Origin of the sequence: Candidatus Pelagisphaera phototrophica, assembly GCF_014529625.1 — a bacterium.
In the GTDB taxonomy this organism is placed as follows: domain Bacteria; phylum Verrucomicrobiota; class Verrucomicrobiia; order Opitutales; family Opitutaceae; genus Pelagisphaera; species Pelagisphaera phototrophica.
The window spans coordinates 1,749,946-1,765,111 of record NZ_CP076039.1; the positions used below are offsets into that span (position 1 = coordinate 1,749,946).

Here is a 15,166-nt window from a genome sequence, read left to right on the forward strand (position 1 = left end):
AATATGAAAATGAATCATGCCTTACTCGCTGTGTTCGCAGTGCTCGTCTTCGGTTTAGCCGCCGGATTTTCTGCTACTAAGTTCCAGCAAAAGCAATTCGCGGAAGGGGATGCCAATGGCGACAAAAGCCTCAATAAAGAAGAGTATGTCGCCGTTAAGTTGGCTTCGGGCAAAAAATCTGCTCAGAAAAACAATAGGGAGTTTAATGAGGAAAAGGTAGCTGCCCGCCAAGCGAAAGCCTTCGGCAGACATGATACAGACGGAAATGGAAAGTTAAGCGAAGAAGAATTCTACGCTTCGTTCCCTGCTAGGAAGAATTAGTTCGGCCGGTTCGATTAATGGCGACTATCTCGGGTTAGTGGATCGATCGCTGTTGTGGATAGGATGTTCCTAAGGGAGTGCGAAAACATATCAAATATGAAGCGGCGAGTTAGGGCTGCCTTTCCGTTCGACTAAGCTCACGGCCGAAACCTTAAGCAGCCGAAATAGGACGAGCGAACGTGGCTGACTAGTGATCGTCATCCCTAGCTTTTAGCTCATTGGACGCTCTCTTCTTTTAGCCAGGAGCGCTTGTCGATTCTACTGTAGAGCGCTGGCGACTGTTGCACAGTGTCGGGGTCGTTCAGTTTAGATTCGGCCTGTTTTGGGGCCTCAATGATCGGTAAACAAGATTTCGCAGGAGGTTTCGTACAGTTGACCTTTCCGTTCGTTTTCGAATGCTTAGGAGTTCGTAAAACTCATCTATGAAGACTTTGATCGAGGATTCCTGCGCAAAGCTGGACAATGTACGCAAATGCTTATCGCAAGTGATAGTCGGGCAAGAGACATTGATTGAGCGTTTGCTACTCGCATTGCTTTGTGATGGGCATGTTCTGATCGAGGGAGTCCCAGGAGTCGCCAAGACACTCGTCATCACCACCTTGGCCCGCTCTATGGAAGCGACTTTTAGCCGCGTCCAGTTCACGCCAGATCTGCTGCCGAGCGATCTGATTGGGAGTCTCGTCTACGATCCGAAGGAGCACAGTTTTTCCGCCGAAAAGGGACCTGTATTCGCTAATTTGGTACTAGCCGACGAAATCAATCGAGCCCCTGCCAAGGTGCAGAGTGCCTTGCTTGAGTCCATGCAGGAAAAGCAAGTAACCTTGGGGAAAGAGACCTTTCCTTTGCCTCATCCCTTTCTGGTGATGGCGACTCAAAATCCGATCGAGCAAGAGGGTACCTATGCACTCCCGGAAGCACAAGTCGACCGGTTCATGTTTAAGCTTAAGGTTGGCTATCCCAGTATGGAAGAGGAGCATCAGGTTATGCGACGTATGGCCCGTACCGCTCCGAAGATTACCGTTGATCCTGTCATTCACCTCAACGAAATCCTCGATATGCGGACCTTGCTAGACAAGGTTTACATCGATGAGAAAGTGGAACGCTACATTTTGCGTGTCGTGGATGCCACGCGTAATCCTGGAAGCTACGGACTCGATATTGCCCGTTACATGCGATTTGGAGCCTCTCCCCGGGCCACTATCTACTTGTCATTGGCCGCTCGCGGCTACGCCCTTCTCAACCAACGGGAGTTCACGGTTCCCCAGGATATCAAGGATGTGGCGGGGGATATTTTGAGGCACCGAATCGCCCTTTCATACCGGGCAGAGGCGGAAGGTTTGAGTTCGGATGACTTGATTATCCAGATTCTGGAAAACGTTCCAATTGTTGATGAATGAGTCTTAACGATGACAGTCGGCTCAATTTGCTCGAGTTGAAATGTCGCCGCCCGGTCGAACACGTTTTGGCTGGAGAGTACCGCAGTGTATTCAAAGGGCGGGGAATCGAATTTGAAGACGTTCGTCCTTACTTCCCAGGCGACGATGTTCGGGCAATGGACTGGAAGGTGACGGCCCGCACCAGAGTTCCGCATGTAAAACGCTACGTAGAAGAACGTGAGCAGTTCTTCTTTCTTTTGGTCGACCTGTCCGCGTCTACGTTGAGTGACCGGAATGGGGCAAAACGAAAAACAGTATCTGAATTTTGCGCGCTTTTGACGTTGGCGGCTCTGTCCAATAATGACCGAGTCGGTCTGATCCTGTTTACAGATCAAGTCGAGCTCGTGGTCCCTCCAGCGAAAGGGCGTCAACAGAGTATGCGAATCCTGGATGTGCTTAACTCGTACGAGCCAAAAGGAACAGGTACACGTATCGATGTCGCTCTAGATGCCCTCGGGCATATGGCAAGAAAGCGTTCGGTAGCCTTTGTGGTTTCTGATTACTATACGAGTGACTACGGAATCGACCTTCAAGCAGCGGGATTTCGGCATGATGTGATCGCAGTCAATTTGATCGAGCCTTTTGAGCTGGAGACTCCGGACGTGGGCTTGGCCCGATTGAGGGATGCGGAATCAGGAGAGGAGCGTGTGGTTGATTTTGGGACGGGAGTAGGGAAGCCGAATCCCAAGAATTCCCGGATTAGAGAACAAATGCTCGATTGCGGTGTTGATCTTATCGATTTAAAGGTAGGCGACGATTGCGTCTTGGTCTTAGCGACGTTTTTCAAATCGAGGCAACGAATGTTAGCCGGGGAGTCTGGAGGCTGAATACAGTTCAAATTGAATACGTTAACTAGAACTCAGATACTGATTGGGCTGATTTTCGTTGTATCGAAATTCGGTTGGGTCGCACTGGGATCAGACTCCGTCTCGATTCAATTGGATCGAGAACGGGATTACTACCCTGGCGATTTGGTTGAGCTAGAGGTGTCTATTCAGTTTAGCGCCTATGCGCGGTATGCGTTGCAAGAGCCCCGACACAGATCCGCTCGTTATCTTGAAACCCAGCCGTTTCCAGTGATGAAGTCTGAGAACGGCCCCTACGAGCAAAGGTGGATAGTTTTATACCAGATTAGTCGATCGGGTAGTATCGGGCTTGATGGAGGAAGCTTGAAGAATGAATCGAATGCTGAAAATAATCCGATTCCTTTAGAAGCGGTTGTCATTACCTCTCAAGGATTTGGTGTCGAAAGCGATTCAAATGCGCCAGAGTTACTGGTAGATCAGTCAGCAAAAAAAGAAATAAGCAGGTGGATTTCAGTTCTGGTTGCGTTAGCGGGTGTTGCTTTGGGCACTTTTCTGTGGTGGAGGAGAAATACTCGTGTAGATAGACATGAGGACGAGGTGAGATCACCGTTGATTGAAGCGGTGGAGGGCTTGTTGGCGAAGCTGGAAAGTGGAAAGCGACCCATGAACGAAATGGAGCTTTTTTTGCGTGACTATTCGTCGGCCTGCTCGCCTTTACTCGTTGATTCTTTTGAGCGAATACTGTATTCAAAAAATGGAAGTATAGATGAGTTAGCGGACCGCTTGAGGAAGGAGTTTTCTCTATGAGTTTCGCTTATCCATGGGTTCTGCTTGTATTTCCTTTGGCGGCTTGGGTCGCATTGTGGAAATCATCTTCCACAGGTTTGACGGTTGCCTCACTCGGACAATGGGCAAATTTAGAGAAGGGACGGGCTCGGTACCTGTGGCTGCTTACCGCGTTGGAACTTCTTTTCTACGGAGGGCTGCTGATTGCGTTGGCGAGACCGCAAGCCGGATCGAGTGAATCGATTGAGGAAGCGGAGGGAATCGCGATTGAACTACTCGTAGATGTGTCGAGCAGCATGGATCGCGCGATCGACCTTCCCGGCGGAGGGAGCAAGACTAGAATGGAGATTGCCAAGGAATTGCTGGAGCAGTTCATTCTGGGGGATGGGGAGCGCCTGACGGGGCGGTCGAGTGATCTGATTGGACTGATTAGCTTTGCCCGGTATGCGGATACGCGAAGTCCCTTGACTTTTGGGCACAAAGCCTTGGCCCAAATTGTAGGGAGCCTAGAGATACAGGATCGACCCAATGAAGATGGTACCGCCTATGGGGACGCGTTGACCCTCGCTTGCGCCAGATTGGAGAATTTGGATGAACTGAAGTCTTTGAATGCCTCGCGCAAGCTCGCGGAGATCGAGAGTCGAATTGTGGTTCTGCTTACAGATGGGGAAAATAACTCTGGGAATCACTTGCCCCTTGAAGCGGCTGGGCTGGCTAAGCAGTGGGGGATCCGCGTCTACACGATTAGTCTTGGGGATGCCGGCGGGGTTCAAGGAATCGACAAGGTCTTTGAGGAGTCTGAGTTCTCTACTGCGGAACTAACGCTCCAAAGGATCAGCGATGAAACCGGTGGAGTCTTTAGGCGAGCGCCCAACTATGAGGCTCTAAAATCGATATACGAGGAGATTGATTCCCTAGAGCGCTCGAGTATCGAAACGCGTTCCTTTGAGATCGTATCGGAATGGTATTGGCTGCCATTGACATTGGCGCTTCTTTTCTTGTGTGGGCGTATGATACTGCAAACCACTTGGCTGAGGGTCGCTTCATGAAGGACATCGTATTTCAATGGCCCTGGTTTCTCTTTGCACTAACTGGAGTGTGGCCCTTGTGGTGGTATCTGAATTGGGCAAAGAAGAAACGCCAAGATGCTAGAGCGAAGTTGGGTCACTCCGGAGAAGTGGCGATTGAGCGTTGCGATTGGATCTGGATGGGGGTTTTTGTTCTCATCATATTTTCGCTCGCCCGACCGGGGTACGATCCAACGCGATTCTCTATTTCGCAGTCCGGTCGGGATGTCGGCTTCGTTTTGGATGTGTCGCGAAGCATGCTCGCCCAAGATGCCTATCCTACGCGACTGGAAGCGGCTAAACAAGGGATCCGGGATTGCCTAGATGGATTTGTGGGGGAAGAGGTTGGTCTAGTCATCTATGCGGGTAGTTCCTCTATTAGTTGCCCGCTAACTTCGGACTACGATTTTGTTCGCTACATGCTTTCTCAAGTCCAGCCGCGAAGTGTAGAGTTCGGTGGCACTCTGCTGCTTTCGGCGATCGAGAAATCAGTTGACCAGGTATTGGATCCGGAGCGGCGAGGATTTCAGGATCTGATTGTGCTGACCGATGGCGAGGACCATGGTCAGGGCATTGACAAGGTTGCGGAGCGCTTGAAGGAGAGTGGGGTGTTCCTGCTTGTGGTAGGAATTGGTGATTCCGTAACAGGATCCAGAATTCCGATCCTGAATGAGGAAGGGGAAAGCATTCCCTTGAAACACGAAGGACGAGTCGTTTATACAAAGCTCCACGATAGTGAGTTGGCTGAATTGGCTCGGAAAACGCCGGAAGGCGAGTTCGCCAACGTGGGGACTTTGCCCTTCCACCTGGGGGAGATCTACGAGACCTTTGCGAAGGAAAAGGAGTCGATTCGATCCGATGGCGATACGGGATACGTGGTGTATAAAGAAGCCTCTTTTCTGATTTTGCCGATCGCTCTCGTTTTGTCGCTTTGGGCTTCCGGTTTGGCGAATCTAGGAAAAGGGACGTTAGGGTTGGCGCTTTTGGTAGGAGCTTCTCTTGTCAGTGAGCCCGTTAGTGGCCAAGAAGAGCAAGAGTCGGCGAGTTTCGAAACAGCGCTGGACTGGCTGGAAGATGGAAAATTCAATGACGCAGGGGTCGCCTTTGGAGAACTGGCCTTCCAGATGGAGAGGCAAGGCGATTCTCCCGTGAATCTCGCCGCCGCGGTTTTTAATCAGGCTCTGGCGAATTTTAATCAGGTCGAAGTATTGTGGGAGAGCTCTCCGAGGGAAGCGCTTTCGTCTGCCCTTTTTGCCCAGAATCTATTGTTCCAAGCAGCCCGAATGCGCCCGGGATTTAAAAGAGCCAGTATGCGACTCGACTCACTCGCGGTGATGCTGGAGGTATTGGAAAAGCGGGTGGCTGAGGAAGAAAAGAAGGAGCAAGAAAGAGATGAAAAGATTGAGGTGCTCCTAGAGAGAATTCGAGCGCTTCTAGAAGGCCAGGCCGAGCTAAGGCGAAATGTGGAAAGTGTCGACATACAGCGACGGCCCGCGAATCGAAATGTTAGGGCGCCTTCACCTAATCCTCAAGAACCGCCGGAAAACGCGTCGATCCATGCGGTTCAGTTTGAGCAAAGTCAAAAACAGCACCGTTCCGAGGGAAAGTCGATCGAACGCTACATGATTGAGCTAGACAATGAGTTTTCGATGGCCAGTGCGGTTGCCCAAGCAAGTGAAGGAAAGGGGTTGGAGACCATTCTCAAGCGTCCATTGGAACTAATGGGAAAGGCGTTGGGAGCGCAACTGGAGGCGGAAGAACTGCTTTCGCAATGGCGTTACTGGTCGGCAGCTCGGGCACGCCAGTCCTTAGCGATAGACCGGCTTCAGGAAATACTGGATCTGTTTGCCTCGAATAGCGATGATGAGGGCGAAGGAGAGTGGGATGATGAAGATTGGGAGGAGTATTTGGATACGGATCCCGGGGAAGCAGTCGCTTCATCGCTTCCAATGAAAGGGGAATTCCGGGAGGACTCCCTGATGCAGCCACTTCCAGTTCCCAACTTTTCAGCGGAAGATGTGCTCATGGAAGAAATGGGCAGTCAGCAATTTCGACAAGAACAGCGGGCAAAAGCCAATGCGGGAAAAGTGGAGAAGGACTGGTGACTGCTTTCTTCAAAAAACCTTTCATGCGTGCGGGGGGCAAAACTCAGAAGCTTTTTTTAGCCTTGTTAGGTAACGGGCGACTGCCCGCCGGGCCGCATTGTTTGAGCGGCTTGTGCGGCACACCGGGCCGTCGCGCCCTACTGGCTCCAAGGATTCCTAGTGCTCTTGTGTACATTGCTTTGGCTATCAGGGTTCCGGTTGCGTTAGCCCAAGATGTTCCGGAAGCGGTCCAAGGTCCTCGTCTTCACATGATGGAAGCCAGTTGGTTTGTGGATGAGGTTTCGACTGTGCTACTCTTTGTAGATGCGAAGGTAGAGCCGATCCTCCAGCCGATTGAGGATACAGATGAGATTCGGTTTTTGGACTCGGAGGTGATGAAACTCGAAGAGGACGAACGTGGCAGCTACGCAATGTCGGTCCGCTTTCTGCCCCTGCGAACTGGGGTGCGGGACTTCCCCTCTCTTGCGGTCGATGTGGATGGGGACGTTTTGCGATCCCTCCCGCGCCAATTGTTCGTGGGCGAACCTCATCTTTCCGATTCGATGAGCTTCATCATCGAGGCAGAGAAAACTCAGGTTTATGTGGGAGAGCCTTTGCGGTTGGATTTCATCTGGCGTTGCCAATTGCCAATGAACCAGATGCGGGCGCTGAGCCTGTATCCAGATTTCTTTAACGATTCCGATATTGAAGTAGTTATTCCGCGAAGTGTGGTTCCGGAGGAAGAGCAGTTCGGTCTGCCAGTCGGAGGACGACGTGTGATCGCCCATCGGATTAGCGGGGAAGAGGCGTTTCCGCCCAGTTTGGGTGAATTGAGATTTTCGGTCTTCGTGAGATTTGAGGAATCGGGGATGTTCGAGATCTTGCGAACGCGTCTGCTGTGTTCGCGACTTCTAGTTGAAAATGCCCAGTCCAATCGTTACGCCGCCTATTTCGACAACGCCCTTTTTGAGTCCGTCGACCGCTCATTGCCCAACGAAAAGCTGCACGCATTCTCAAGCCCCATTGAGATCGAAGTGCTTCCGCTACCGAGTAAAGGAAGACTGGAATCCTTTAGCGGGCTCTTCAACGTCAATTCAATCGAGGTGAGCGTTCAACCCGCGACTGCCGAGGTAGGGCAGCTAATAGAGGTGCGTGTTGAGGTGAACTCGGATGTCTGTTCGGAAATGCTGGAGTTGCCAGATCTTAGTCGGCAAGCGTCGTTGCAAAACCGTTTTTGGGTGGGGCAGGAAGTAAATGAAATTTGGAGGCCAAGCGGCCGCACGTTTGTCGCCCGGGCAAGGCCTCTGTCAGTTGAGTCGATCGCTTTTCCTAGTTTGGCGATACAGATCTTCGATCCTGATGAGGCGGACTATCGCTTGATCCGTACAAGACCCGTACCCATTGAAATCTCGGCTCGAGATGGCATGAGTTACTTCCCGGTGGAGAAAATTCCTGGAGCGCAGTATTCGGTTATAGGCAGCAACGAAGGAATATGGCACAACTATGATGCGACGATTATGGGCGATGTAATGGATGAACTTGTGAACCTGCTGGCCGATGGCCTATGGGCGTTTGTTCTGCTCGGGCCCATCTTGTTTTATGGGCTCTCATTTTGGGCGCGAGAAGCGCGGCGACGCGCCATAGATGAAGCCTATCGAATCCGTCGCGAAGCGTTCGAAAAATTTAAGCGAGCGGCGTCGAAGGGGGAAGACGATGTGGAAGCGCTCAGGGAGTTGGTCGCGGCATGCTTTGAGCGCAGGCAAGCGGCTTTGACCGCGAAGGACGTGGCGAGACTTCTCGACGCGGCCGAAGGGGAAAGGGATCTAGTAGAGGAGATTGAGGCGACCATTGGAGAAACGGATACTCGGAAGTACAATCCAGGAAAGGGCAAGCCGGGAGAACGAAAGCGAACAGGGCGGTTGGGTGAACGCGTTTTTGAGCTTTTTCAAAAAGGACTTGTATCCGTTATCTTGATAATCGCTTTGGGTGCGGCTGAATATTCGAACGCTGCGGATTGGGACGATGCAGAAGCCCTTTTCACAGCTGCTTTGGAATCGGCAGAGGAGGGGTTGGGTTCGGAAATGACTGAATCCAAATTTGCCGCGGCTGCTCTCGAGTTTGAAAGCTGCGCTGCGAATGGGATTAGAGCGGGTCTGTCCTGGTACAATGCGGGAAACGCCTGGTTTAAAACGGGCGAGATTGGCCGCTCGATTGCGAGTTACCGGCAAGCCCAGACGCGAATGCCCTTTGATGAGAGATTGGCGACGAGCCTTGAGGCGGCCCGAGCCCTTAGACTTGACTCGTTTTCGCATGATCGAGAATCAATAGAAACTCCGATTCGTTGGCAAAAGGCAATGTTCTCTCTGCTTTGGCTGGTTTCGTTTGGTGTGACTTTGTTTTGGATACGATACCGGAATCGAGTTTGGCTGACGGTGTCAGGCGTGTTGTTTGGGGTGACGATAATGCAAGGACTGCTTCTGGGATGGGCTGTCGTTGCGGGACGGGATGAAGGCGTTTTGATTGTGGATGAGGTATATGGGCGAAAAGGTCCCGGGTATTCCTATTTGTCTTCATATGCCGATCCTCTGCACAATGGAATTGAGCTTTCTCTGTTGGAAGTGCGAGGAGAATGGCTCTTGGCTAGCTTGGAAGACGGTTCTGATTGCTGGCTGCCGTGCGAGACTGTGCAGATACTGGAACGGTAGGCACGTGAGCAGTCGTAAATCGTGAATGGGAGAAGGGTTCTCTTAATTGTATGCTCTGGGCGAGCCATCGCTATTCTTCTTTTCTGGACAATAGGCTCAATATCGTCAGTTTTTAAATTTACCCCATGAATTACCGAATCCCGAAAATCCAGTTTGCGAAAAGGACTATTGTTTGGAGCGTTCTGTTGCTTTGGGGACAACTTCACTCCGGATTAATCCATGCAGAAGAGTCGGACGACTTGGTTTCCTTTAATCATGATATACGTCCCATCATGTCGGATACATGTTTCCAATGTCATGGACCCGACAAAAATACTCGGGAAGCAAACCTGCGATTAGATTCAATCGAGGGAGCAACCAAGGATTTGGGCGGATACGCGGCGATTGTTCCAGGTGATCCTGACGAGAGTGAGCTGATTTGGAGAATCCTCTCGGAAGCTGATTCGGAACGCATGCCTCCAGAGGAGCACCCCCGTCGGTTGACAGACGAGGAAAAGGAGCTTTTCAGAAAATGGGTCGAGCAAGGCGCTAAGTATGAAGCCCACTGGGCATTCCTTCTACCGGTGCGAGGGAGGCTTCCTCAGGAAAGGGATCCCGTTTGGGAGCGGAACCCGATTGACGCATTCGTTTTTTCCAAATTGAAAGAAAAAGGTCTCACTCCTTCTCCGGAAGCCGATCGCGAGACTCTCATTCGCAGGATAACGCTGGATTTGACTGGACTCCCACCGACCATTGAGGAGGTCGAGGCGTTTCTTTCGGACCGGTCGCCGGATGCCTATGAGAAGGTGGTAGATCGGCTGTTGGCGTCGCCTCGGTATGGGGAGCGCATGGTATGGGAATGGCTAGACGCTGCCCGTTATGCTGACAGCAATGGCTACCAGAATGACGATGAGCGGGGAATGTGGCCCTGGCGTGACTGGGCAGTTGACGCTCTGAATTCAAATATGCCGTTTGACCAGTTCACCATCGAACAGCTCGCGGGCGACTTGCTGCCTCAGCCGACGATGGAACAGAAGCTCGCCACCGCATTTTTGAGAAACCACATGATCAATGGTGAGGGGGGACGACTTGCGGAGGAGAATCGAATTGACTATCTGGTCGATCAGACGGACACGGTATCCACGATCTGGATGGGTCTGACGATGGGATGCGCTCGTTGCCACGACCACAAGTATGATCCCGTTTCCCAGCGTGAGTACTATCAGCTCATGGCCTTTTTTGACAAGACAGAGGTTACGGGCAAAGGTCGTAATCCGCATACACTTCCAATCCTAGATCTCACCACTGAGATTCACGAGCAGCGTGTCGAAGAGCTGGAAGAAGCGAAGCGGATCGCAGCGAACCGTTTGGACCTGGTGGAGCGAGCCTTATTCCCTAGGGAAGAGGGAGCGCTGGCCATCGAGTCGGAAAAGGCGAAATCGATTACTAACGGAACCGTTCAAGGAATTCTCAAGCAACCGGTCATCAAACGACGGCCCGAGCCTTTGACGGAGATAATCGCCGTTTATGGTGAAACCGAACCGAAGTATGTGGAGGCGACGCTAAACTATATCGACGCTTACAAGGATCTCGACGTCTACAGCAACTCGCGTCCGATCGTGATGATCATGGAGGACTCCGTGGAACGGGATACTCACATTCTCGAAAACGGTCTGTACGACCAGCCGAGAGAAAAAGTGACGACGGGTTTTCCTTCTGCTTTGAATGGTGGCGATGAAGTGACGGGTGATTTCAACCGTCTCGATCTGGCGAAGTGGCTGATGTCCGAAGATAATCCGCTTACGGCGCGAGTGACTGTTAACCGATTTTGGCAGCAGTATTTTGGTAGAGGTATCTTGGAACAGGTGGAGAACTTTGGGGTTCAGAGTAAGCCACCGGTACACGAAGCCTTGTTGGACTGGCTGGCGGTCGAGTTTCGCGAGAGCAACTGGAATGTGAAGGAGCTTCACAAGTTGGTTGTGACGAGCGCGACTTACCGTCAATCGTCTCGAGTTACACCTGAGTTAATAGAGCGTGATCCGCAAAACGAACTGCTCGCGCGTGGGCCTCGTTTTCGCATGCCGTCCTGGATGATCAGAGATCAAGCTTTAGCTCTAGGAGGTCTTCTGAATGAAGCTCAAGGAGGCCCCCCCGTGATGCCTTATCAACCCGAAGGGATCTGGAAGGAGGCGTCCTTTGGATTTATTGAGTACGAACAGGGAAATGGAGAAGACCTGTATCGAAGAAGTTTGTACACTTTCTGGAGGCGCATCGTGGGGCCATCTATCTTTTTTGACGCGACTCCGCGTCAGGTCTGTGAGGTCAAAACCAAGCGAACCAATACACCCCTACATGCCTTGACCACACTGAATGATGTCACTTTTGCCGAAGCCGCTCGAGGGTTTGCGAAACGATTGCTAACGGAGTTCAAAGGAAGCGACTCTAAGCGGTTGTGGACTGCCTTTCGTATGGCTACGGCCAGGGATCCCAACAAAACGGAACAGAGGACTCTGAAAGTAGCCTTGGCGAAGTACCGTTCCCATTTTGCAGACGACCCGGATGCCGCTCTCAAGGTTGCCAGTGCAGGTGAGTCTAAAAGAAACGATCGGTTGAATCCTGTCGAACACGCCTCTTGGGCGACGATTGGCTTAATGCTGCTGAATTTGGATGAAACGATTACTAAGGAATGATGATCGATTTGTATAAAGCGCAGATTAGGACTAAATTGAATCAGGTAGCGGGCGATCTCCGAGCGCCCGTGGATAAGTACTACAGTCTTAATATGGGTGCTCGGAGATCGCCCGCTACCTTGCCATGAATCCATTAATTGATTGGAAAAGACAGTTTACTCGCAGAGAGTTTTTTGGAAAGTCGGCTCAAAGCGTAGGCGCGGTGGCTCTGGCAAGTTTGCTCGATCCGAAAGCGCTAGCCCGATCTCCATCTGGGCCCCCGAGTCTCCCTCATTTTGCCCCGAAGGCAAAGCGTATCATTTATTTACTGCAGAACGGAGCCCCATCGCATGTCGACTTATTTGATCATAAGCCCATGCTGGCAAAGCTAAGAGGGGAGCCGGTTCCCGATTCGATTTTAGGGGGCAAACGCTTTAGCTCCATGACCGATACCAAGGAGAAGCTGCTCTTGCCGAATATTACTGAATTCGCCCAATATGGAAAAAGCGGTATCACTTTAGGCAGCTTTCTTCCGCATACGGCCGAGATCGTTGACGATTTGTGCTTTATCCGGTCCATGCACACGACATCGGTTAACCATGCTCCGGGCATCAATTATTTTCTTTCCGGAGCGGAGATTCCGGGCCGTCCCAGCATGGGAGCCTGGCTTAGTTATGGGCTCGGTTCGGACGCGGAAGACTTGCCTTCGTTTGTGGCTATGACCTCTCGGGACAAGGAAGCATCCTGTGGTCAGATCTTCTACGACTTCTATTGGGGCTCCGGTTTCTTGCCCACGAAATATCAGGGCGTGAAATTTCGTGGCAGCGGAAGCCCTGTTCTGTATTTGTCAAACCCCGACGGAGTCAGTCGTGAGCTGAGGCGTAGTATGCTAGATGATCTGGAGAAGCTGAACGAGGAGAAGCTCAAAGACTATGGTGATCCGGAAATCGCGACGCGGATCTCTCAATACGAAATGGCTTACCAAATGCAAATGAGCGTTCCCGAGCTCACTGACTTTACTAGCGAATCGGAATCGACTCTCTCGATGTACGGTCCAGATGTGCATCGTCAGGGGAGTTTTGCCTACAATTGTCTAATGGCGAGAAGACTGGCGGAACGGGGTACACGTTTCATCCAGTTGATGCATGCCGGCTGGGACCAGCATAATAATTTGAACCGGCAATTGAAAGTCCAATGCATGGATACGGATCAACCCAGTGCTGCCCTGATTAAGGATTTGAAATCACGTGGAATGCTGGATGACACCTTGGTTATTTGGGGAGGCGAGTTTGGTCGGACACCCTTTCTGCAGGGAGAGTTTGAAGACTACGCTCGCTGGGGAAGAGACCATCATCCGTATGGGTTCACCGTCTGGATGGCCGGAGGCGGAGTAAAACCTGGGATGGTTTATGGAGCCACAGATGAATTTGGGTTCAATGCCGTGGAGGATCCGGTGCATGTGCATGACTTTCAGGCCACGATCATGCATTTGATGGGGATTGATCACGAGCGGTTCACCTACAAGTTCCAAGGCCGCAACTATCGCTTGACCGACGTGCATGGTCAGGTGGTAAAGCCCATTTTGGCGTGAAGTTGAGTATATTGATTCTAAACCACAGATCTCATGGATTGTACAGATGATTTGGAAATCGTTCTAGAGACAAAGGCTAATAGGCGGTTAGTGATAGGTAAGTGAGGACCGGTTTCCTCTCGTAGGGCCAGCGCTTGTGCTGTGCAGCGTTGGTTTGGAAGAGGGCGATCTCTGAGCGCCCAACCGATAGAAACGACAATGGGCGCTTGGAGATGGCCCGCTACCTTTAAATACCTTGGAGATGCTTTGTTTTGTAATACAACCGTTAGGATACGGCCTACGCGGCACGGCGCAAGCACCGGCCCTACGTTGAAATGGCTAATGGCTAGTCGCTCGTGAATTTAGTCGCACGACCAGCGACTGGTAGCCGGCTTTGCGTTGGTATTGCGCTTCGCGTTCGATGTTTTCATCGAAGTCGATGAGTTCTATACTTCCTATGTGTTCTGAGAGTTTCTTGAGGAGGGAGCGGATGATTAGGCGGGCGTGGGGCGCTCCGAGGCACATGTGAGTTCCGGCTCCGTAGGCGATATGTGGATTGGGTCGGCGATCGAGACGCACTTCTTCGGGGGAATCGAATACGGTTTCATCGAAGTTGGCGGAGGCCCAGCAAAGAGAGATCCGTTCATTGGAAGCGACGCTGTAGCCTTCGATCTCCGTATCCACAGGACACTTGCGCCCGATATGAGTCAGGGGAGTGATCACTCGAACAAACTCTTCCGCGGCGGTGGGAATGATCTTTGGTTCTTTCCGAATCGAATCGAGCTTTTGAATATGGGAACTGAAGTAGGCGATGATGCCGGTTATGGTATTAATGACGGTGTCGCGCCCACCGGCGAAGGTGAGGTTGGTGAAACCCTCCATCTCGTCTCGCGTTAGGGATCGACCTTGAAAGGTGGCTTGGGTGAGGGCGCTGAAGAAGTCTTCACTTGGCTCCTTTTCGGCCCGATCAAGCTGTTGCTGAATGTAGCTGTCTAGCTGCGATCCTTTCTCACCCGTCTTCGGGTCACGGAAGACGTGTATTCCCCACCGGATCCAGCATTCCGCTTCGGTTGGAGGAACATTGAGAAGAATCGCTAGCGCTCGACTCTGGATGGGGAGGGCGAAGTCGCGCACGATTTCAATCGAGTCGCGTGCTACCGCATCTGAAAGGGCGTCGCCGATCAGTTGCTCGACCTGTTCGATCATCTCAGGTTTCAGGGCTCGACGAAAAAAGGGCTCCACGATCTTGCGGTATTCCGTGTGTATAGGTGGATCGGTCTCGATGGGCAACTGCCGAACGCTTCGGACATCCTCCTCTTGAGGGATGGGAACATGGAATGGGTCATCTGAGCTGAAGGTCCTCCAGTCCTTCGCCGCTGCTCGTACGTCCTTGTGACGAAGAATCATAGGAATGGTCTCCCCGTCAAAGTCGTTCGGCAGAACTCCTTCGGATTTTCGGGCCTGTTTAAATGGATCGTGGGGACAGAATGCGTCAGCGCTCATGTGGCCTAGATTGGAGAGAAGACTCGGAAAGGAAAGACGCTTTCTTGGTTTTAGGGGCAAATGTAAATGAGGAAGCTTTCCCCCTTACTGCATTCAATCGGAAAGAGGTTTGTATAATACGAATGGAAAGTTTGGTTGGCAAAGCAGACTTGGCTCGGCTTGATTTATGGTGGTTGATTGAATTTTGCTCAAATTTGAGCCAAAATGGGATAACAGTCGGCCATTCTTGTTTAAGACGAG

Annotated in this window: 10 protein-coding genes; 9 read left to right on the forward strand and 1 reads right to left on the reverse strand. The window is 51.6% G+C overall.

Going from position 1 to position 15,166, the window contains the following annotated elements; translation table 11 throughout:
• Window positions 1-9 precede the first annotated feature (9 nt).
• The 9 genes from GA004_RS07490 (at window position 10) to GA004_RS07530 (ending at window position 13,444) form a co-directional block, all read left to right on the forward strand.
• A complete protein-coding gene (locus GA004_RS07490) occupies window positions 10-321 on the forward strand; it encodes a CREC-EF hand family protein (protein ID WP_283396701.1) in 312 nt (103 codons plus the stop codon).
• 422 nt (window positions 322-743) lie between these two features.
• Window positions 744-1,718, forward strand: a complete 975-nt coding sequence (locus GA004_RS07495) for an AAA family ATPase (RefSeq protein ID WP_283396702.1) — start codon at window positions 744-746, stop codon at window positions 1,716-1,718.
• Entirely contained in the window at window positions 1,715-2,584 is an 870-nt protein-coding gene (locus GA004_RS07500) for a DUF58 domain-containing protein (protein ID WP_283396703.1), read from the forward strand. The genes GA004_RS07495 and GA004_RS07500 overlap by 4 nt, the downstream gene beginning before the upstream one ends.
• A gap of 12 nt (window positions 2,585-2,596) precedes the next feature.
• Window positions 2,597-3,370 carry a hypothetical protein gene (locus tag GA004_RS07505; protein WP_283396704.1) on the forward strand — a complete coding sequence of 258 codons (774 nt, stop codon included), beginning with the start codon at window positions 2,597-2,599 and terminating at the stop codon, window positions 3,368-3,370.
• The gene (locus GA004_RS07510; RefSeq protein WP_283396705.1) at window positions 3,367-4,398 is read left to right on the forward strand and encodes a VWA domain-containing protein; all 1,032 of its coding nucleotides are present in this window, start codon (window positions 3,367-3,369) and stop codon (window positions 4,396-4,398) included. Before GA004_RS07505 ends, GA004_RS07510 begins: the two co-directional genes overlap by 4 nt.
• On the forward strand, window positions 4,311-6,521 hold the full coding sequence (locus GA004_RS07515) for a vWA domain-containing protein (RefSeq protein WP_283396706.1): 2,211 nt from the start codon (window positions 4,311-4,313) through the stop codon (window positions 6,519-6,521). Before GA004_RS07510 ends, GA004_RS07515 begins: the two co-directional genes overlap by 88 nt.
• Before the next feature lie 167 nt (window positions 6,522-6,688).
• Entirely contained in the window at window positions 6,689-9,205 is a 2,517-nt protein-coding gene (locus GA004_RS07520; RefSeq protein ID WP_283396707.1) for a hypothetical protein, read from the forward strand.
• A 125-nt stretch (window positions 9,206-9,330) separates the two neighbouring features.
• The gene (locus tag GA004_RS07525; protein ID WP_283396708.1) at window positions 9,331-11,874 is read left to right on the forward strand and encodes a PSD1 and planctomycete cytochrome C domain-containing protein; all 2,544 of its coding nucleotides are present in this window, start codon (window positions 9,331-9,333) and stop codon (window positions 11,872-11,874) included.
• 124 nt (window positions 11,875-11,998) lie between these two features.
• Window positions 11,999-13,444, forward strand: coding sequence for a DUF1501 domain-containing protein (locus tag GA004_RS07530; protein WP_283396709.1), 1,446 nt, complete (start codon window positions 11,999-12,001; stop codon window positions 13,442-13,444).
• A gap of 318 nt (window positions 13,445-13,762) precedes the next feature.
• On the opposite strand, the gene GA004_RS07535 is transcribed toward GA004_RS07530, so the two are convergent.
• Window positions 13,763-14,926: a cytochrome P450 gene (locus tag GA004_RS07535; RefSeq protein ID WP_283396710.1), complete on the reverse strand. Its 1,164-nt coding sequence runs from the start codon at window positions 14,924-14,926 to the stop codon at window positions 13,763-13,765.
• Window positions 14,927-15,166 lie beyond the last annotated feature (240 nt).

Excerpts from the sequence above, each read along its gene's own strand:
- GA004_RS07495 (WP_283396702.1), top strand. The coding sequence starts at position 744 with ATGAAGACTTTGATCGAGGATTCCTGCGCAAAGCTGGACAATGTACGC.
- GA004_RS07490 (WP_283396701.1), top strand. The coding sequence starts at position 10 with ATGAATCATGCCTTACTCGCTGTGTTCGCAGTGCTCGTCTTCGGTTTA.
- GA004_RS07525 (WP_283396708.1), top strand. The coding sequence starts at position 9,331 with ATGAATTACCGAATCCCGAAAATCCAGTTTGCGAAAAGGACTATTGTT.
- GA004_RS07510 (WP_283396705.1), top strand. The coding sequence starts at position 3,367 with ATGAGTTTCGCTTATCCATGGGTTCTGCTTGTATTTCCTTTGGCGGCT.
- GA004_RS07535 (WP_283396710.1), bottom strand. The coding sequence starts at position 14,926 with ATGAGCGCTGACGCATTCTGTCCCCACGATCCATTTAAACAGGCCCGA.
- GA004_RS07515 (WP_283396706.1), top strand. The coding sequence starts at position 4,311 with ATGGTATTGGCTGCCATTGACATTGGCGCTTCTTTTCTTGTGTGGGCG.
- GA004_RS07500 (WP_283396703.1), top strand. The coding sequence starts at position 1,715 with ATGAGTCTTAACGATGACAGTCGGCTCAATTTGCTCGAGTTGAAATGT.
- GA004_RS07530 (WP_283396709.1), top strand. The coding sequence starts at position 11,999 with ATGAATCCATTAATTGATTGGAAAAGACAGTTTACTCGCAGAGAGTTT.